17 protein-coding genes and 1 riboswitch are annotated in these 17,959 nt (G+C 48.7%); of the genes, 9 read left to right on the forward strand and 8 right to left on the reverse strand.

From position 1 onward, the window contains the following. The first annotated feature begins 309 nt into the window (after nucleotides 1–309). From V3C10_02565 to V3C10_02580, 4 genes are read left to right on the forward strand one after another with little or no spacing between them, the layout of a single operon-like run. Nucleotides 310–1,275, forward strand: coding sequence for a transporter substrate-binding domain-containing protein (locus tag V3C10_02565; GenBank protein WVP62720.1), 966 nt, complete (start codon nucleotides 310–312; stop codon nucleotides 1,273–1,275). A gap of 33 nt (nucleotides 1,276–1,308) precedes the next feature. Continuing rightward, on the forward strand, nucleotides 1,309–1,974 hold the full coding sequence (locus V3C10_02570; GenBank protein ID WVP62721.1) for an amino acid ABC transporter permease: 666 nt from the start codon (nucleotides 1,309–1,311) through the stop codon (nucleotides 1,972–1,974). After that, complete coding sequence (locus V3C10_02575; GenBank protein ID WVP62722.1) at nucleotides 1,964–2,752, forward strand: amino acid ABC transporter ATP-binding protein; 789 nt, start codon at nucleotides 1,964–1,966, stop codon at nucleotides 2,750–2,752. Before V3C10_02570 ends, V3C10_02575 begins: the two co-directional genes overlap by 11 nt. A 42-nt stretch (nucleotides 2,753–2,794) precedes the next feature. Then, a complete protein-coding gene (locus V3C10_02580; GenBank protein ID WVP62723.1) occupies nucleotides 2,795–4,237 on the forward strand; it encodes an amidohydrolase in 1,443 nt (480 codons plus the stop codon). Between the two features lie 391 nt (nucleotides 4,238–4,628). On the opposite strand, the gene V3C10_02585 is transcribed toward V3C10_02580, so the two are convergent. After that, nucleotides 4,629–5,498, reverse strand: a complete 870-nt coding sequence (locus tag V3C10_02585; protein WVP62724.1) for a LysR family transcriptional regulator — start codon at nucleotides 5,496–5,498, stop codon at nucleotides 4,629–4,631. A gap of 119 nt (nucleotides 5,499–5,617) precedes the next feature. Here V3C10_02585 and V3C10_02590 point away from each other — a divergent pair, with 119 nt between their 5' ends. Together V3C10_02590 and V3C10_02595 are read left to right on the forward strand one after the other, a co-directional pair. Beyond that, nucleotides 5,618–6,115, forward strand: coding sequence for a YbaK/EbsC family protein (locus V3C10_02590; GenBank protein ID WVP62725.1), 498 nt, complete (start codon nucleotides 5,618–5,620; stop codon nucleotides 6,113–6,115). Nucleotides 6,116–6,160: 45 nt separating this feature from the next. Continuing rightward, nucleotides 6,161–6,934, forward strand: a complete 774-nt coding sequence (locus V3C10_02595; GenBank protein WVP62726.1) for a PhzF family phenazine biosynthesis protein — start codon at nucleotides 6,161–6,163, stop codon at nucleotides 6,932–6,934. A gap of 37 nt (nucleotides 6,935–6,971) precedes the next feature. Here V3C10_02595 and V3C10_02600 read toward each other — a convergent pair whose 3' ends face one another. The 5 genes from V3C10_02600 to V3C10_02620 form a co-directional block, all read right to left on the reverse strand. After that, nucleotides 6,972–8,309 (reverse strand): putative ABC transporter permease, encoded by a 1,338-nt coding sequence (locus V3C10_02600; GenBank protein WVP62727.1) that lies wholly within the window; start codon nucleotides 8,307–8,309, stop codon nucleotides 6,972–6,974. Nucleotides 8,310–8,477: 168 nt separating this feature from the next. Beyond that, nucleotides 8,478–9,671 (reverse strand): glycosyl hydrolase family 18 protein, encoded by a 1,194-nt coding sequence (locus V3C10_02605; protein WVP62728.1) that lies wholly within the window; start codon nucleotides 9,669–9,671, stop codon nucleotides 8,478–8,480. Nucleotides 9,672–9,773: 102 nt separating this feature from the next. Further along, the gene (locus V3C10_02610; GenBank protein ID WVP62729.1) at nucleotides 9,774–10,223 is read right to left on the reverse strand and encodes a hypothetical protein; all 450 of its coding nucleotides are present in this window, start codon (nucleotides 10,221–10,223) and stop codon (nucleotides 9,774–9,776) included. A 258-nt stretch (nucleotides 10,224–10,481) separates the two neighbouring features. Then, nucleotides 10,482–12,029, reverse strand: coding sequence for a hypothetical protein (locus V3C10_02615; GenBank protein ID WVP62730.1), 1,548 nt, complete (start codon nucleotides 12,027–12,029; stop codon nucleotides 10,482–10,484). A gap of 26 nt (nucleotides 12,030–12,055) precedes the next feature. After that, nucleotides 12,056–12,712, reverse strand: coding sequence for a hypothetical protein (locus tag V3C10_02620; GenBank protein WVP62731.1), 657 nt, complete (start codon nucleotides 12,710–12,712; stop codon nucleotides 12,056–12,058). A 314-nt stretch (nucleotides 12,713–13,026) separates the two neighbouring features. Between V3C10_02620 and V3C10_02625 the strand changes: the two genes are divergently transcribed. Next, nucleotides 13,027–13,200, forward strand: a complete 174-nt coding sequence (locus tag V3C10_02625) for a hypothetical protein (protein ID WVP62732.1) — start codon at nucleotides 13,027–13,029, stop codon at nucleotides 13,198–13,200. 110 nt (nucleotides 13,201–13,310) lie between these two features. Here V3C10_02625 and V3C10_02630 read toward each other — a convergent pair whose 3' ends face one another. Together V3C10_02630 and V3C10_02635 are read right to left on the reverse strand one after the other, a co-directional pair. Next, complete coding sequence (locus tag V3C10_02630) at nucleotides 13,311–14,366, reverse strand: C45 family peptidase (GenBank protein ID WVP62733.1); 1,056 nt, start codon at nucleotides 14,364–14,366, stop codon at nucleotides 13,311–13,313. 29 nt (nucleotides 14,367–14,395) lie between these two features. Further along, a complete protein-coding gene (locus V3C10_02635) occupies nucleotides 14,396–15,715 on the reverse strand; it encodes a sodium:glutamate symporter (protein WVP62734.1) in 1,320 nt (439 codons plus the stop codon). Between the two features lie 279 nt (nucleotides 15,716–15,994). On the opposite strand from V3C10_02635, the gene V3C10_02640 reads away from it, so the two are divergent. Beyond that, nucleotides 15,995–16,924 carry a LysR family transcriptional regulator gene (locus V3C10_02640; GenBank protein ID WVP62735.1) on the forward strand — a complete coding sequence of 310 codons (930 nt, stop codon included), beginning with the start codon at nucleotides 15,995–15,997 and terminating at the stop codon, nucleotides 16,922–16,924. 106 nt (nucleotides 16,925–17,030) lie between these two features. Then, a riboswitch (FMN riboswitch) is annotated at nucleotides 17,031–17,150 on the forward strand. A gap of 184 nt (nucleotides 17,151–17,334) precedes the next feature. After that, a complete protein-coding gene (locus V3C10_02645; protein ID WVP62736.1) occupies nucleotides 17,335–17,955 on the forward strand; it encodes an ECF transporter S component in 621 nt (206 codons plus the stop codon). The last annotated feature ends 4 nt before the right edge of the window (nucleotides 17,956–17,959 follow it).

Raw genomic sequence — 17,959 nt, forward strand, 5'->3', positions numbered from 1 at the left:
AAGATGTAATATGCCGCTATGCGGCCGCGCTCGGCGTGAGAGTCCGGCAAGCCGGACTCTTTTTTGTTTAAAGGAAAGTGCATTTTGAAAAAAATCAGCACCTTTTTTCCTTGTAAAATCAATGTATACAAACGAAAACCGTATTTTTGTACAGTAAAAAATACTTGACATCCGACAATTCGCCGGATATAATTTCATGAATTAGCATGGTAGCAGACTAAAGCGAACGCTGGAATCATTTCAAACCGGCGGGAGCTTCATCTGAAATAAGCACCAGAGGCTAAAATATTAAGATAGGAGGAAGGAAACATGAGAAAGAATCAAGTGAAAAAGCTGGCCGCTTCCGTAGCCGCCGCTTTACTGTCCACGACAATGCTCAGTGGCTGTTCCATGATTGGTCAGGCGCCGACAGTAGCAAGTGAGGAGAGTTCTCTGCATCATGATACAGACGAGTCGTCATCGCCCGTATCCGGTTCAGAAAGCTCTAAAGCAGCCCATTCAGATTCTGCATCCGGCAGCCGCCTCGCCGACATTTTAGAGCGCGGTTACATCGAAGTTGCAACAGAACCGTATTTTGCGCCGAATGAGTTCATCGATCCTTCCAAGCAGGGGAACGACAAGTACGTCGGCGCCGATATTGAACTCGCCAGGTATATCGCGGATAAACTGGGAGTCGAGTGCCGTATTGTCCCTCTGGATTTTGAATCCGTACTCAGCGGTATCACGGAAGGCAAATATGACATGGCCATTTCGGCCCTCGCTTACACTCCCGCCAGAGCAGAGGCAATGGAGCTTTCCAACGGATACTATTTCGATGATGAGAAGATAGAGTACGGCCTCATGGTGCGCACAGAAAATCTGGATCAAATCAGAAATGCGGACGATTTGGCCGACAAGACGATTGTCGTCCAGAGCGGTTCCCTGCAGGAGATGTTTGCAGGCGAACAGGTTCCGGCTTACAGGGAACTGAAACGCGTTTCGGCTACCACGGACGGTTTCCTGATGGTACAGGAAGGAAAAGCAGACGCCGTCATCACCTCAATCACCACAGCGCAGCTTTATATCGATGCCAACAGCGGCTGTGACATGACCATAGTGCCGGATTTTGCGTTTACCGTGGATGAGTCCACGCAGGGAACGCGGATCGGGATTACAAAAGGTGAGACGGAGCTTCTGAATAAGGTAAATGAAATCATAGACGGAGTCGTTGAGGAAGGCGTATATTCCAGGTGGTATGAAGAGTACAAGGAATATGCCCGGAGTCTGGGCCTGTAACAGGGCCGGAATTAAGGCGGGAGGACTTCGGATATGATAGAGACAATGATAAAAATGTGGGAACGGTACGGCTTTGTCTATATACAGGGTCTTGCCGGCACCCTGTGCCTGGCCGCAATCACGGTATTGTGCGGCACATTGATTGGAACAATTCTGGCCGTTATGCGGCTGACACGCATCAGGCCGTTTCAGTGGTTTGTGCGATTTTATATCTGGGTGCTGAGAGGCACTCCGATACTGCTTCAACTGTATTTCTTCTGGATATTTTTACCCAGGGCGCTTCCGTTGGAAATATCGGATACCGCCTGCATCATCATCGCCCTTATTGTCAATGCCAGTTCCTATGTGGCCGAGGTAATCAGGGCGGGGATCCAGGCGGTGGATAAAGGCCAGACCGAGGCTGCAAGAAGCCTCGGCATGACGGCCGGCCACACCATGACGCAGATTATCCTGCCTCAGGCCGTGAAAAATATTCTGCCCGCCCTGGGCAATGAGTTCATCACCATGATTAAGCAGGCGTCACTCGCCTCCGTATTTTTTATCAACGAACTCACCACATCGTATAAAACCATATCGTCGGCGACCTTCCGTCCTGTGGAGGCGTTGATGATAGCGGGAATTATTTATCTGATGGTGACAACCGTTTTGGGAAAAATCATGGAATATGCGGAATGGAGGATGAACCGGAATGAGCGGTAGAGATTGCGGCAGTTTATGTGAAGAGAGAGCAGGCGTTACGGCCGGTGCCGTGCCTGTTATCTGTGTGGAGAATCTGAAAAAATCCTTTGGGACTCTGGAAGTGCTGAAAGGAATTACGGAATGTATTTACGAGGGGGAAGTGGTCTCCGTAATCGGCCCCAGCGGCGGAGGAAAGAGCACGTTTCTGCGGTGCCTCAACTGCCTGGAGGAACCGACGTCGGGCAGGGTGACATTCAGAGGAACCGATATCACGGACCCGTCCGTCAACATCGATAAGTACCGTCAGAAAATGGGGATGGTGTTTCAGAGTTTCAACGTATTCCCCCACCTGAAGGTGATTGACAACATTACCCTCACCCCGGTGCTCGAGAAAAAGGTTCCGAAGGCCGAGGCGGAGAAAAAAGCGTGCGATCTTCTGGAGCGTGTCGGCCTTTTGGATAAAAAGGACGTTTATCCTGGCAAGCTCTCCGGCGGCCAGAAGCAGAGGCTGGCCATCGTGCGTGCGCTGGCGATGGAACCGGAAGTGATGTTGTTTGACGAACCGACTTCGGCCCTGGATCCGGAGATGGTGAAAGAAGTTTTAAATGTTATCAAAACCCTGACCGGGTCGGGAATGACGATTGTGATTGTCACCCATGAGATGGGATTCGCAAAAGAGGTCAGCGACCGGGTGTTTTTTATCGATAACGGGACCATCCAGGAGCAGGGAACACCGGAAGAAATATTCGGAAATGCAAAGAATCCCAGAACCATTGAATTCCTCGGAAAAGTACTGTAGAATGAAGGAATGAAAACCGGATGAGTGAAGGAGGAATCAAGCATGACGGATATTGAGTACATTGAAAAAACGGTGGAGGAAGAAAAAAAACGGATTCTGGAGGCCAATGACCGGATTTGGAAATTTGCCGAGCTGCCGTTTCAGGAAAACCGATCGGCGGAGCTGCTTTGCAGTCTCTTAAAAGAGTCGGGATTCTCTGTGGAAACGGGGTTAGCAGGAATCCCTACCTGTTTTACAGGCACATTTTCCTTTGGTACGGGAAAGCCGGTTGTCGGAATTTTGGGAGAGTACGATGCACTTTCGGGATTGAGCCAGGAGGCGGGAGTTCCGGTGAAAAAAGAGGAAGAGGAAGGCGCTCCGGGACACGGCTGCGGCCACTGCGCACTGGGAACAGGTTCCCTGGCTGCGGCGATCGCAGTGAAGAAATACCTGGAAGAATTTAAGAAGGACGGGACCGTGATTTACTTTGGCTGTCCGGCCGAGGAGGGAGCCGGTTCCAAGCAGTTCATGGCCAGGGCTGGGATGTTTGATGATGTGGATTTTGTATACACATGGCATCCTGCTACGGCCAACCAGGTGGATCCGATGCACAGCAATGCAATTATGGGAGCCAATTTCTATTTCAAGGGCCTCAGTTCCCATGCAGGGGCAACGCCTTATCTGGGAAGAAGCGCCCTGGACAGTGTGGAGCTTATGAGCGTGGGCTGCAATTATCTGAGGGAACACGTAATACCAGAAGCCAGAATCCATTATGCCTATATTGATGCGGGCGGTACGGCCCCGAACGTGGTTCAGGATCATGCAACCGTGCGCTACGAGGTGAGGGCGCCGTACGTTTCCCAGGTCAAGGAGCTTTATGAGCGCGTTGTCAATGTCGCAAAGGGAGCGGCCATGATGACCGGAACGACGGTGGAAAGCGAACTGGCAATGGCATTTACCGAGTATATTCCCAATATTGCCCTGGCCGGTGTGGCGGATGAATGTATGAAGGAGATAGGGGCTCCCAAGTGGACGGATGAAGATTACCGTCTGGCAAGACAGTTCCTTGAAACTTATAATGAGCAGACGCAGGTGATGATCCGGAACGAAATCGCCGCACGGTACGGCGACGACCGGGTGGAGGAAATCCTTGAAAAACCTTTGGACAGTGAAATCCATTCCTTCGATCCGTCAAAGATCAGGCTGGAGGCAGGCTCCACCGATGTAGGCGACGTAGGCTACGCGGTTCCGACACTGAATATCAATATCGCTACCTGCTGCGTGGGCAATGTGGGCCACACATGGCAGATGACGGCCCAGTCCTGCAGCCCGCTGGCCCATAAAGGCCTGCTGACCGCGGCCAAGGTGATGGCCCTTGCATCGGTCAGAACCATGGAGCGGCCGGACGTAATTGAAGCCGCCAAAGCAGAGGTAAGGAAGAGAAACGGAGGAAAATATACCTGCCCGCTTCCCGATTCTGTGAAACCTCCGCTGGATACGTACTAAATGATGAGAAAAGAAGCAGCGTAAAATATGCGCTGCTCAGAGTGTCGACAAAGTCGCCACTCTGTAGAATTTATGGCATAACGCCATAAATTCTAGTCACAGGAGGAAGAACTGCCGATTTCCTCGCGCAAGGGCTAAAGCCCCTAGAAATCGGCAGTTCAGCACTACGGCGGAACTGAATTCCACCTACGTGATTTGAAATGAGGGTTACACCCTCAAACTCCTGATATAAGGAAAGTATAGTTTGTCGACAAGCTGAGCAGCGTAAAATATGCGCTGCTTCTTTTTTGAGATAGAAAAACTTCCCGGGCTCCCAGTTTTTAATGTTTCCTCAGTTGTCTGCTGTTATCTTTTATTACGTGAATTATTAGAGAAGCTATTACACAGCTTATTACGGAAGTTCCGCAATATGAAGCTGAAGGTGCTCAATAAAGCGTCTGGCGGCCATGGGCAGGCCTGCCTTATCCTTGTATCCGATGGCGATCGTGCGGGTAACCGGCGGATCGGTCGGACGTAACGCAAGGCGGTAATTTGTACGGTGCAAAATCAGCTCCGCCAGGATACTGACCCCTAATCCCGCCTCAATCATCGTCATGATCGAGTAGTCATCGTGGATCGTGTATTTAATATTCGGTTTGCAGCCGATGGCTTTAAATGCCTCTAAAGGCTCATAATAATGACCCTCTTCCAGCAGAATGAACGGCTCGGAAGACAGCAGCTCTAAAGGAATGACGTCTCTTTCGGCAAGGGGATGATGTTCCGGCAATACGGCAGGCATATTTCCTTCTTTCAGGACCAGAGTTTTAATCCCGCTCGCAGCGTTAGGGTTGATAAAGCCAAAGTCGATAGCCCCTGCTTTAATCCAGTCCTGGATGGAGGTGTAGTCGCCCTGGTGGATAATAAATTCAACGCCGGGATACTGCGCCTGGAATTCTTTAAACAGTACGGGGAGCCAGTGGGCCGAGATGCTGGCGATCGTTCCCATGCGTATGACTCCGGTCTCCAGCCCCTTAATCTCTTTCGTTTTCTCCTGCATGGAAAAATACTGATAAACAAGCTGCTCGATGTAGGGATAAAGTTCCTCGCCCTCAATGGTAAGTTTCGTTCCTGTCCGGAACCGGTTTACCAGTTTAATCTGAAGTTCATTTTCCAGGGAGGAAATCATCTGGCTGACGGCCGACTGGGTATAACCCAGGGCGTCGGCGGCTTTGGCAAAACTGCCCAGCTCCACGATTTTCTGTAAGGCAATATATCGGTTCATGTTTTTACTTCACTTTCTCTAAAGTAATCATTAGAAATATTCGTTTTACTTATGTATATCTGAAGTATATACTAAGAGCAAATCAGAGGCAAGAGCAAATTACAATGAGGAGAAAGTACATGTCATATCAAAACGTAAAAACCTATTTTGAACAGGCGGGCCTGGCGGATCGCATTACGGTCCGCACGCAGACGGGAGATACCGTGGAACATGCGGCCGAGACCATTGGCTGTACTCAGGCTGAGATAGCCAAGGCCATTACTTTTCTTGTGGACGGGAAGCCGGTGATGATAGTTACGGCCGGAGACACAAGAGTAAACAGTTCCAAGTTTAAGCAGTATTTTCATCAAAAACCCGGTATGGTTCCCCGTGAACGGGTAGAGGAGCTGATTGGACACCGGCCCGGGGCGGTGTGTCCCTTTGCTGTCAATGAGGGAGTGGAGATCTATCTGGATATCTCCTTAAAACGGTTTTCCACCGTCCATACCGCAGGGGGAATCGATACCGCTACGATTCAACTGGATCTGGCGGAGCTGGAAACGCATTCCCACGCGGCGGGCTGGGTGGATGTCTGCAAAGGGTGGACGGTCAATGAGAGGACGGTTCAATCCGCATGAAAGAGCAGTTTTTCAATAGAGATTAATAAAGGGAGGATTTACAAAATGAAACAGTATGTGGCAGACGCTTTTACCGATCAGGTGTTTCACGGAAACCCGGCGGCTATTTGTATCCTGGACGCGTGGATTTCAGAAGAACTGATGATGAACATAGCGATAGAGAATAATTTTTCCGAGACCGCATTTGCGGTAAAAGAAGGTGAAACATATCGACTGCGCTGGTTTACTCCCGGCGGTGAGATTGACCTTTGCGGACATGCGACATTAGCCTGTGCGTTCGTTCTTTTCAACTACTATGAAACGGAAGCGGGACAGATCACATTTAAAACGCTGAGCGGGGAGTTGATTGTTGAGAAAAGGGACGGCCTTTATGAGATGGACTTTCCGGCGTATGAACTGACACCGGTGCCTGTGACGGAAGAGATGGCCGGTGCGATTGGGGCCGTACCCTCGGAGGCCTACATGGGGCGCGATTTGCTTTGTATTTTTGAAAACGAGGAAATAATCAGGGCACTGAACCCAGATCAGGAAAAAGTAAAATCGCTGGACGGCCTGCTCCTTCACGCCACAGCCAGGGGGACGGATGGAGACTGTGTTTCCCGTTCCTTTGCACCAAAGTGCGGCGTGGCGGAGGACGCGGTCTGCGGTTCCGGCCATTGCCACATCGTCCCCTATTGGGCAAAACGGCTGAAAAAAGAGCGGATTACAGCCGTTCAGGCCTCAAAGCGGGGAGGTATTCTGTACTGCCGTCTGGATGGGAAACGGGTAAAATTAGCCGGAAAAGCGGCGCTGTATTCCATTGCGGAACTCCAGGTCTGATATCGCAACGCTTCGTACAGAGACATTCGGCTAAAACCTAGTCCACCAGCTTCGCATTCGGATAAATCCGTTCCATCCGGCTGTCGGGAAAGTGTACGTCCAGAAACAGGGTGACCGCGTTTTGCTCCGCGGCCGGGTTTGTCTGCCGCTCCGAGTACCTGGCCAGCGAAAGCCCCGACAGGGTGATATTAACCGCCATGAATACGATCAGAATCCAGGTTCCGGCGGTTCCTGCCTTTTTGGGAATCTTCTCTATCAGTGCGGAAAGAATGGGATAAAGCCCCTTCAGCCATACGACGGCGGCAATGCCCCAGAAAAAGCAGTATAATAGGTTGATACGCCCGCCCAGGTTAAACGGAATGGCGCTGTAGTCCCAGAAAACGGTGCCGAAAACCAGCTCGGTGAACACGCTGCAGATATATTCATAGGCGCCGCCGAGGACCGTGCCTGCGAGAAAGATATACCGGTCGCTTCGATCCTTATATTTATACAGGAATGCGGTGAGCATGGCACAGCCGAGCCCCCACACAATGCTGAAGGGCCCGTAAACGACGCTGCTCCGGCTCATTAAGACTCCGGTGGTGGCGTAACAGAAAATCGTTTCCGTGATATCTCCCAGGAATGCTCCGAGAAAAAACAGCCCGGTCAGCTTGTAAAAACAGCAGCCCTTTGCAAAAACGGAATCCGCCGCGCCGGCCTGAACCGCGGCCAGATCAGCCACTGCCCTTTCGGCCGCCTGTTCCCTCAGGTTAGGGTAGGCCCGCACCATCCTACGTTCAATTCTGGATGTAATTGCATTGCCGAACGAATTTGAGACGCGCCTCAATTCCTCAGCCACCTGTTCCAGTTCCTTCAGGCTGGTTCTCATGCGCCATGCGGCGGCCAGGGAAACAGAAAGATCGATCGCCAGCAGACAGTACAAACCGATTAGCGTTATTTTCCCAATGAATGCCGGTATCAGTTCCAGCAGCCTCACCGCCAGGGGATTTGTAAAATGGATACAAACCACGGCAGCCAGGCCGCAGACAGCCATGTACGGCAGATTTATGTAACCCTCAAACTGCAGCCGCTGTTTGGTGAAATCCCACCAGCGCCTGTGTATCAGGCGTTCCAGGATGAATCCGGTAATGAACGTCAGGAAAGCGGACAGAATCATTCCTCCCAGGAACAGAAAGAAGAGATTTCCCTTCAACTCCTGCAGAAAAATTGAAAATACCACGGCGCCCAGACCATAGATGGGACACCAGGGAGCATTTAAAAATCCCGTATTGATAAAACGTCTTTTGCGCACGGCAAAAAATGCGACTCCGGCGCACCATCCTGCGGCCGCATAGATGAGGAAGAACCAGAGAAGCTGATACAATGTATATTCCATATTTTCTCCTTTGTACCGGTATGATCTGCACAGAAAGGCAAAAAAGCCGTTTTGCGCCGTGTAACTCGTGATTCCCGTGCGCATCCCGCGCGAAAACACCTCACGGTATTTCCTGTGGACAGTGCCCCTGCCGGTTCTGAAATAATGCCATTCTATCACAAAATGATTCTAAATAACAGACCTTCCCTTTTGGATTAAAAATTCATGATCGGCCAGGAGCCAGTTGGCACGGAACAGTCTCATCAACTGCCAGTATCCGGTTCCCGCCAGCCCGAACTCTTTTATCAGTCCGAACTTCGCATGCATACTCCTGACATCCTCAAACCATACCTCATGCTGGATTCCATACTGCCAGTAACGGAAATGCGGTGACTGCGCGGTTTCATCAAAGTAAATCCGCACGCCGTGATCGACGGCCAGCCGGATTGCCTCGGTGTAACCGATACTTATCGCCCTCGTCACCCCCTGCTCGTAGGGAATGGGCCAGTCATAACCGTAGTTGGGAATCCCAAGGCTGATTTTTTCGGCAGGAATTTCAGTCAGGGCGTATTCCACAACGCGGCGTACCATATTGATCGGGGCAACGGCCATTGGAGGCCCGTAGGTATACCCCCATTCATAGGTCATCAGCAAAACGCCGTTGGCTGCCTCTCCCAGCGCTTTATAGTCAATTCCCTCATACAATAGCCCCCTTTGGTCCCGGGAGGTTTTCGGCGCCAGGGCAACGGTCACCCGGATGCCGAAGAGGTTCATAATGATTCTCAGACGCCGCACGAAGTCGGCGAATAATTCCCTGTCTTCGGCCAGCACATATTCAAAATCCACATCAACCTCGCCGTACCCCTTTTCCTGGACCACGGACCAGAGTTCCCTTATGAGCTTCTGCTGGATTTCCAGACTGCCCACAAGGATGGAAACGAGATTGTTGTTAAAACGGCCGTCTGCTCCCAGAGGGGTCAAAACCAGCACCGGAATTACATTTTGCCGTTTGGCCTCCTGTATCACATCCTCCTCCCCCTCTCCGGAAGGCGGAATCAGTTCCCCGGACTCTGTAAAACCGTAGGAAAATATAGAAATGCTGGTCAGAAACCGGCAGGTTTCGGTCAGCACCGCTTCCTCTATCCAGGGATAGGCATATCCGTTCATGATTACGGGGCCAGTCTGTTCATTACGGATCTGAATTCCCTCCAGCCGGCTCTCTTCACCGTTTTTACCGCCGCCGGTAACAAGAAGTGACTGTCCCACAGCAAGACGGTACGGAGCGTCAATTTGATTTTCAAAAGCCAGACGCAGCGGATCCATACCGGCAGCGCCTGCGATGGCATCGATTGTGTCGCCCTCTTTTACTATATATATTTGCATAATGACCTGCTGTCTCTGTATGTTCTTAACTATTATATATTCACTTCATACAGATAATATATATCACTTTTTTTCAAAAAAGGGCGGCACGTTCAAACCGTTTTAGAGAAAACGTTCCAGATCCTTCATAAAGTTTTCCTCTGCTTTGACGATTTTTTTAGCCAGAGATACACTTTCGCCCGAGGCATTAGAATACTTGTTAATATCCCCGCTGATGGACTGGATTCCCATATTGCAGCCGTTCATCATGATTTTGGCGATCTGGTTGTTGTCATCCTTAAACATCATTTTCATCTCTGTGCTGATCCAGGAAAAAGCAGAGGCCATCTTTGCAGGCTCCTTTTCATTTCTGCCGTACTTGTTCAGCAGGCCGGAAGCTTCCTGCTCCAAATCTTGGTGCCTGTTTTTACTGGAGTTTATAACGGTTCTCAGGTTCTCATCGGTCACATAACGGCTGATTTGTTCCATGCTGTCGATCGCCATCTTGCATCCGGCGTCACAGTGGCCGGCAAGGCTGATGGTATCATTTTTCATTGTCATATCTGTTTCCATTTTTTAACCTCCTGAAGTGGGTTTTGAGGTGGAATGAATGAGTGTCTCCTGATAGTATTCCTTGCGCCGGCCTGCGGTATCCTTGTTATTCCTAAATTTTTAAATTCAATTTGAATTCGATTTAAAGCGGATTTAAATTCGGGTCCGGAACTTTCCTATGATATAAAAAAGCTCCGGAACATCAATGCCGGATGAAATGGCATTGATATTCCGAAGCTGCATGTTGTTACGGTTCATTCCGTGCCCGGTAATGATATTTTACTTAACGATGAACACGGAGTCATCCGCTTCAAAGGCGGATGCGCTGTAGGCGCGGGCGCCGTCCGGATTCAGGCGGTAGTGTTTGAGGAAATCCCAGGCCAGCCGGAATTCTTCCGGGTAGCAGTTATGTTCGCGGGCCAGGGTGCGGGTAAAACGGACTACCGGAATGTCATTTTTATTATTCCAGGTATAGGTGTAATACCGTCCGCTTTCCTGAAAGCTGGAGCAGGCAGCCAGAAAGCTGGCATGATTATTGGGCAGGAACGATGCGGTCAGTCCGTTCATGGCCTGGGCTCCCGTCACCCAGTTGTAGATGGCGCTGTCGGCCGAGGTGTCCCATGGATTTTTTACAAGATCCCTGGCTCTTGGGTCGGGCAGCGGTTCACTGATGTCTGACTGTCCGACGATAAGACAGCAGGGCATCTGTGCGGCGGTAAACTGCGGGTTGGGGAAGGAAGTGGAGGCAACGGCTGCAAAATAGTAGGCCTCCGTATTATTGCAAAGTGTTTGTATGGTATTGCTGCCGAGGGAGTGGCCGCTGCCATACACACGGGTGAAGTCCGGTGTAACGCCCGCGTCCCGGCTGATTACGCGATCCAGCAGAACAAGGCTTGAGCGGGCAAAATTGGCGCTGTCTCCTTCTTCGCCGTAAGTGAGACTGGCGGCGCTGTTACGGCAGAACTGTCCTACAATAATGACTACACAACCCTCATCGTTCGCCACGGCCCACCAGCCGGAACAATCCATAAAGGTGGATGCAGCCTGTGTGCTTCCGGGGAAAACAACTACGACGGGAGCTCCGTCCGGGCCGGAATTTTTGGCTGTATCGGGGACATAGATAAGAGATTCCCTCGGATCCATTACCCCATCGTCATTATAATCTCCGAAAGCGGAAATACAGGAATAGACGGTGCCTTCGGTGCTGCAGCCGGGAGCGGCTACCCGTGTTGATTCCAGGGCACGGAGTTCTACAGTTGCTTCCTTTCCATCATAACTGTGATAAGAATAGGAGGCGACGGTCTTACCTTTCCCGGCGGAAATGCGGGCCGCCTCGGTTGCTTTGTAATAGTCCAGGCGGTAGGACAGATTATTGCTGTAGGCAAAGGGATTGGTGTATCTGGTATATCCGGCCAGAAAACCGCGGATTTGGGAGGCGGTCAGGCTGCCGTCCCGGGTAACCTGGACTTTGGAAATGCCGTAAGCAGTTCCCGGCTCCCAGTTCGCGGCATTTTGGTTGGCATATGCCGTCTGCCATGCATCGGAAGAGATGCTCTGACGGTAAAGACCCTGTTCACCGGGCACCGGCACGGCATCATTTACGCTGATCCAGTAAGGAATACTCGTGTCTTCGTCACTGTATCCGGCAAACAGCGTGGGAACCGGAATATCGGCGTTTGAGATAAATTTGCCGCTGCCCACTCCGTCTTTCTGCATTTTCCTGAGGGTGGCTGAGAAAGAGGAATCCTGAAAGCCGGGATAGTAGGAGCCGGTATTTATGCCGTTGTAGGTCCGGGCCGCAGAGCGCTGCAGATACTCCGTCCCCACCCCCGTTCCTTCAATAAACGCCTGACTTATGACATAGAGAGGATGATTGGCGGTCCAGGACTCGAGGACAGCGCAGCCTTTGCCATAACCGACATAATAGTTACAGGAATGTCCGGTGAAGACAGGGCAGGATGTACCGTCGCTGACCGGAATCCTTCCGCTCTGGACGATGCCGCCGGAACTTGTTTCACGGGTACCGAAGGCAGTGTTGCCACGCTCTCGCCCAGGCAGGCGTCCAGATAGGCGGCCTCGTCGTCCGGAGTCTTCCAGCTTCCGTTTTCCGGCTCCAGGACGAAGAGAAGTTCCCCGTATGTATCGGCCTGTTTCAGCCATCCCTGTTTTTCCAGAAAATCATAGGTGTCGGCGGTTCCGTCGGGAACGGCGATCACGGTAATATAGGAGCGCAGCGCCGCATGACGGCCGGCATAGAGCTTAAATGAACGCCCGGCTGTTTTTCCCTCCTGAAATGTGTAGGTGTAATAACCTGTAATGGCATGTTCATTGACCTCGCTGCGATCGATTGGCAGCGAACGGCCGCCGTCGCTGACCGTGGTGTGGGCCAGAAGATAGGCGTTCAGATCATCGGGCGCCGTAGAGCCGGGCCCCGCGGCCGCGGCACTGGCCGACAGTCCCAGCGTCAGTGCCAGGGCCGTCAGGATGATGGTTGGGTAATGCTTTTTCATTGTGATTTCCTCCTTGATAATTTAGCCTCTCGGGCAATTGGTTTAGCTGATCTGACTATATGTCATATTACAGATACGGTAAATAAACAAAATTTAAACTGATATACATAATTTGTCTTAACCGATAAAGAACCAAAAAAATGTACAGTAAAGGAAGGCAGAGAGACGGAAAATCATAAAAAAAGTAAATCCCTTCTATCTTTATATTAAAATTTTCATAACGGAAAAATGCATATGGAATAAGCCTCCATCATAATCCGCGCCGCGGCCGGTTATACTATTTTTAATATGAATGCAAAAAATGGAGGTAATTTATGCAGAAACCAAGAGACAAAGAAACAATCAACACAATCCCCAGGGGAGCATACGAAGCCGGAACCACAGACCGGGAAATGAGAACTGACGAGTGCGGCCATTTAAACGAACTGACCACCGACCTCCAGGGAAACGGATATCCTGTGAATCGGAGCGGGAGAGAAGAGAAATAAATGAAAGACTGATACGCTCAGGCTGTTTTGATGCATCTGTTGCGTATCAGTCTATGTTATTGATTGGCAATGATAAATTTAGGAAGAGTCCCTCTCGTTTTTCAATAATTTTATACAGGATAGGCTTTATATTCCGAGCAGCAGGGGTTCCCTTTTGCAATCAGAATTTTTCCTTCATCCAGACAGCTGATGATGGATGCAAATGTAGAAACACCGTCAAAGTCATGAACGCAGATGCTGTCTTTTCCATTATCATGGTTTCTAAGCATATCCATAATTTCCAGTTCGGTTATAACTCCCTTTTTGCGTTCGATTAATTGCTGCATCTGATCATGACGGACTTCAGAGTTATGTAGTTCCTCGGGAGTCATCCTTTGAAACGACTGCATTTTTTGAGACTGGTAATGGTTTGTATGAACAAAATAACCGTCTTTCTGTGTGTAGATACCGCAATGCGTTGCGTCAAATTCATAGGATGTCATGTTTCCATAACGATCTGCAAAAAAAGAGTGCCGTGATGCCGAGGGCGTAATCCGGGCAAGCGTTTCTCTCAGTTCTTCCATGGTATGGCTTTCAAGAGCGAGCCGTGAGGTAAAGAAACGCGGTAAACCGAATCTCCATGGAGAACCAAAAAGTGCATTGTGATCGCAGGAAATACCTTCACTGTTTAGTCCATGATAACTTAAATATCCAATCGGCAAAAGGTATGTAATTCGCGGTTTATTTTCCACAGCAAACGTAACAACACTGCATTTTTCCGCATAAGCGGCGTTCATATCGCAGTTTTGGCCCGCATAGTGCTTACCATTCCCGGCGTAATCAGAAGAGATAGAAAATACAGTGCATTCAGGTAAAGGATTGCTGCCCTCATACGTAATTTCCCCATAAACCTGAAAAAGTAAGGCATCTTCCAGTGAAAGGCCCGAACCATACGCCATTCCCCTAAGCTGTACAATATGTTCGGGAGCATACTTTTTAATAATTGGCAAATACGTATTGACCCGATGGTAAACGTTTTCTTTTGTGAGACTGAATTTTTCTGATAGATTTTCCAACTGCCGCGAATTCCACATTTTTAAATCATCTTTCATGGCTTCTCCGTATTGGATTCCCACTTCACGATACGATCCTTTAAAACAGTAGTAATTAAATTCTTTTTTACTCATACTATCATCATCCTCTGCATAATATCAGTTTAATTTGTTCTTTTTCTGCGAATAATCCAGGCCAGTCCGATGCCCACAGCAAACATGAGAATACCGATACCAATAGTGCCGGTTAAGTTGCCTGATGCGATAAACTGTGGGGCCAGAGTATATGCCAAATCGAAATAGAGGCCGACACCGGCAACAATAGCCTGGGCTTCCCATACAATCGACTGGGAATCCGGATCCAGGGTACGGACAAGGGCAAATCCGGTCGCATTGGTTCCGGTCATCTGTCCGATAAAGAAAACTGTTTTTTCGAACCATTCCCCATTACAAAGATTCCTGCAGGTAAAATAGAGAAAAGCTATCGTGGCGGCACAAACAATAATCGTAATCGTGAGAAGCGGTATAAAATTATCTAATAAAACTTTTACATTTAAAGTAGCCAAAGCTCCAAATACAACAAGATCCAGAACTAAGCCATTGATTTGCGTAACGGTTTTTCTGTCGATATAGGAATCCAGTTTAACGGCCCGCATAAGATAGAATAATATAACGCAGCCAAATACATCACAAGCCTGAATACTGAGCGTTGCAAAAAACGGAATAAACCTGCCAATTGCTGCAAAAAGACGCTCACCGAGAAACATGCCTGACAGTATCATAATGAATTGGAGAGTAATGGCGTTAATACTCAAACTGGTAACGATGCTCTTTCCAAGGACGACACGCTTTTCTTCCCTTAGAACTCCGCCAAGTACATCACTTTGATCTTTTGTCTTATCCAGCGCTTTTACATAGGTGCCATAACCTTTTCGTATTCCAATGTTTACGATGACCATACCGACTAACACAGCGATGAGGAGGCCGAATGAAGATAGGATAGCGCCATAGGTCGTATAGTCGGCATTTCCGGTAAGGGACTGAAGAATACTCCCGGCATTGGCGGCCGCACCGTGTCCCCCATAGAAAGCAGTGAGGGCCATATACCCCCAACCTTGTGGAAGTGAGGGCCAAAACAGACACAGTATCATGCCGACACCAACACTTAACGCTAACTGGAATCCAAAGGCGCCTGTTTCAATGCATAAAAAGTCGGCGACAGAACGGAGTTTTTCTACACTGACAAGTACGCCAAATACCATAGAAGACATTACAAGACGGACAAGCACGCCGGCATAAGATGAAAATGTTTCCGGTGAAAGGACAAGCCCCAGAACATTACTTCCCAAAATCAGCGCCAGGATACCGGCCAGCATAGCAGTTGAAAAGTAGAGTTTCTGGAATATTTTAATCCGCTCACGGATAAAAAAGGCAATGAACATAAACACACCAAAAATAACCAGATCATTTAAAACTTCTGACATAGAAAACACACCCTTTCTTTCGTACAAATTTGTTGTACTGCTCATCAAATGCTACAGTTCACTCCATATCAGCAACGCCAGAATCACAGTTCACAGGCAGTATTCCGCGAGGCGTGTTACATGGCACGGAGTGAATCGTTATACACCAAAATTTACATATAGGGCATCATGCATGATTTCCTTGTTATTATGATGAATTCATTGTAGAATATGGATATAATTTATGCAAACAGTCTTTTTTTAAACATAACAAAATTACTTTGTGCAAGGTGACCGACAATGGATATACAAAGCCTGTATTATTTTTCCGAATTAGCAAAAGATCTGCATATTACCCGTACGGCAAAACGTCTGTATCTGTCGCAGCAAACGTTGAGTAACCATATACAGCGGCTTGAAGAACACTATGGTGTGGAACTTCTAAAAAGAAAACCGGTACTGGCTTTTACACCGGCAGGAGAAGCCGTGCTGGAGTTTGCCAATTTAGTTTTAAAAGAACAGGATCATTTAAATGACAGGATTTCAGAAATTTGTAAACGGGAGAAAGGGGTAATCCGTTTTGGGGCAAGTCTTCTGGAAATTGAAAGCTGTATTCCGAGAATCATCCCTGAATTTGTAAAACGTTACCCTAATGTTGAGATTCATACAAACAGTGCATTATCTTCAAAGCTGGCATCTATGATTTATACGGGAGATTTGGATTTGGCAATTACGTATTCTTCCAATGTGGACAGCCGCCTGAATTTCCGTTACCTGGCAGATGATCCGATTCTTATGTGTGTACCGGAGGAATTGTTAAAACTGCATTATCCAAATGAAGCGGAAGCATTAAAGAGAAAATCACAAACAGAGGCCTACGTCAGTGATTTTTCAAAACTGTCGTTTTGTATGCTTTCCAACAGTATGGGGCCGCAGATAGAGAGATGTTTCGCAGAGGCGGGACTGACTCCAAACATCTACATGACCAGCGCGTTTTCCAGAATTACTTCATCAATATGCATCCAGAACCAGGCTGTAAGTTTTATAACGAAATCAGCGCTGATGGCGACCAGTGATTTCACACAGAAAAACATTAATTTTTTCCCGCTTTATTCATCAGAAGGCCCGGTAATCCAGAAAATATACCTGATCTGGGACAAAGAGCTTTACCTTTCGGACCATATTAAATATTTCATTGACTTAGTCACCAATTACCGCGCAGAGCCATAAACTTCAGCATTTCAAAACGGACTAAGAATAAACAGGTTTTCCGCACACCCTCAACTCCCTATTGACAATAATAGTAATCTGTGCTATTTTTAAATCACAAGTTGAATAAGTTCTTCGGGGCAGGGTGCAAGTCCCTACCGGCGGTCACAGTCCGCGACCCGTTTTAAACGGTTGATTTGGTGGAAATCCAAAACCGACAGTATAGTCTGGATGAGAGAAGAAATTAGAGTCAATTAGATACATCGTTATTTTGATATACTCAAAACGCGGTGTGATGTTGTCTGATATGATGAAATTTTAATCCCAGATCCCCGCGATTTGGGATTTTTTATTCTATCATGACGGCAGACTCTTTTTCGGAGAATTTAAGAAATTTGCAAGACCGACATAACCGAAAGGAGAAATGAAGTATGAGAACAAAAACAAATTCAAAATGGAGTGTCCAGAAACTGATTTACACGGGTATGCTGGCGGCGCTGGCAGGTGTGCTGATGTCGCTTGAGTTTTCCGTACCGCTTATGCCGCCGTTCTACAAGGTGGATTTCAGCGATGTACCGTCTATCGTGGCCGTATTCCTGATGGGACCGATGTCCGGCGTGTGTGTGGAAGTGATAAAGATCTTGATCAAGTTAATCACGGTTGGAACGAACACCATGTATGTGGGCGAGTTCGCGAACCTGATGGGAATTATCCTGTTTGTGGGGCCGCTCTGGTTTGTATACAAAAAGAGGGGAGCAGGTAAGAGGGCTGCAATTGAGGCCCTGGCGGTAAGCATTCCGATCAGAACGGCATTTGCCTGCTTTACCAACGCGTTTATTACCCTTCCCCTTTATGCACAGGCAATGAACCTGCCTCTTGACCAGGTGATTACAATGGTGGCGGCCGTGAACCCGGCTATCCAGAACCTCAACGGATTTATCATATTGGCAACAATACCGTTTAATATCCTGAAAATCGGCCTCAACAGCGTGGTGGCGCATCTGCTTTACAGCCGTCTGCTGGCAGCCAAGATCGTTCCAAAGGTGGTGTGAAGAA

This window comes from [Clostridium] symbiosum, from assembly GCA_036419695.1.
GTDB lineage: Bacteria > Bacillota > Clostridia > Lachnospirales > Lachnospiraceae > Otoolea > Otoolea symbiosa_A.

Excerpts from the sequence above, each read along its gene's own strand:
- V3C10_02595 (WVP62726.1), top strand. The coding sequence starts at position 6,161 with ATGAAACAGTATGTGGCAGACGCTTTTACCGATCAGGTGTTTCACGGA.
- V3C10_02570 (WVP62721.1), top strand. The coding sequence starts at position 1,309 with ATGATAGAGACAATGATAAAAATGTGGGAACGGTACGGCTTTGTCTAT.
- V3C10_02605 (WVP62728.1), bottom strand. The coding sequence starts at position 9,671 with ATGCAAATATATATAGTAAAAGAGGGCGACACAATCGATGCCATCGCA.
- V3C10_02580 (WVP62723.1), top strand. The coding sequence starts at position 2,795 with ATGACGGATATTGAGTACATTGAAAAAACGGTGGAGGAAGAAAAAAAA.
- V3C10_02630 (WVP62733.1), bottom strand. The coding sequence starts at position 14,366 with ATGAGTAAAAAAGAATTTAATTACTACTGTTTTAAAGGATCGTATCGT.
- V3C10_02640 (WVP62735.1), top strand. The coding sequence starts at position 15,995 with ATGGATATACAAAGCCTGTATTATTTTTCCGAATTAGCAAAAGATCTG.
- V3C10_02625 (WVP62732.1), top strand. The coding sequence starts at position 13,027 with ATGCAGAAACCAAGAGACAAAGAAACAATCAACACAATCCCCAGGGGA.
- V3C10_02635 (WVP62734.1), bottom strand. The coding sequence starts at position 15,715 with ATGTCAGAAGTTTTAAATGATCTGGTTATTTTTGGTGTGTTTATGTTC.
- V3C10_02590 (WVP62725.1), top strand. The coding sequence starts at position 5,618 with ATGTCATATCAAAACGTAAAAACCTATTTTGAACAGGCGGGCCTGGCG.
- V3C10_02600 (WVP62727.1), bottom strand. The coding sequence starts at position 8,309 with ATGGAATATACATTGTATCAGCTTCTCTGGTTCTTCCTCATCTATGCG.
- V3C10_02565 (WVP62720.1), top strand. The coding sequence starts at position 310 with ATGAGAAAGAATCAAGTGAAAAAGCTGGCCGCTTCCGTAGCCGCCGCT.
- V3C10_02645 (WVP62736.1), top strand. The coding sequence starts at position 17,335 with ATGAGAACAAAAACAAATTCAAAATGGAGTGTCCAGAAACTGATTTAC.
- V3C10_02610 (WVP62729.1), bottom strand. The coding sequence starts at position 10,223 with ATGGAAACAGATATGACAATGAAAAATGATACCATCAGCCTTGCCGGC.
- V3C10_02620 (WVP62731.1), bottom strand. The coding sequence starts at position 12,712 with ATGAAAAAGCATTACCCAACCATCATCCTGACGGCCCTGGCACTGACG.
- V3C10_02575 (WVP62722.1), top strand. The coding sequence starts at position 1,964 with ATGAGCGGTAGAGATTGCGGCAGTTTATGTGAAGAGAGAGCAGGCGTT.
- V3C10_02585 (WVP62724.1), bottom strand. The coding sequence starts at position 5,498 with ATGAACCGATATATTGCCTTACAGAAAATCGTGGAGCTGGGCAGTTTT.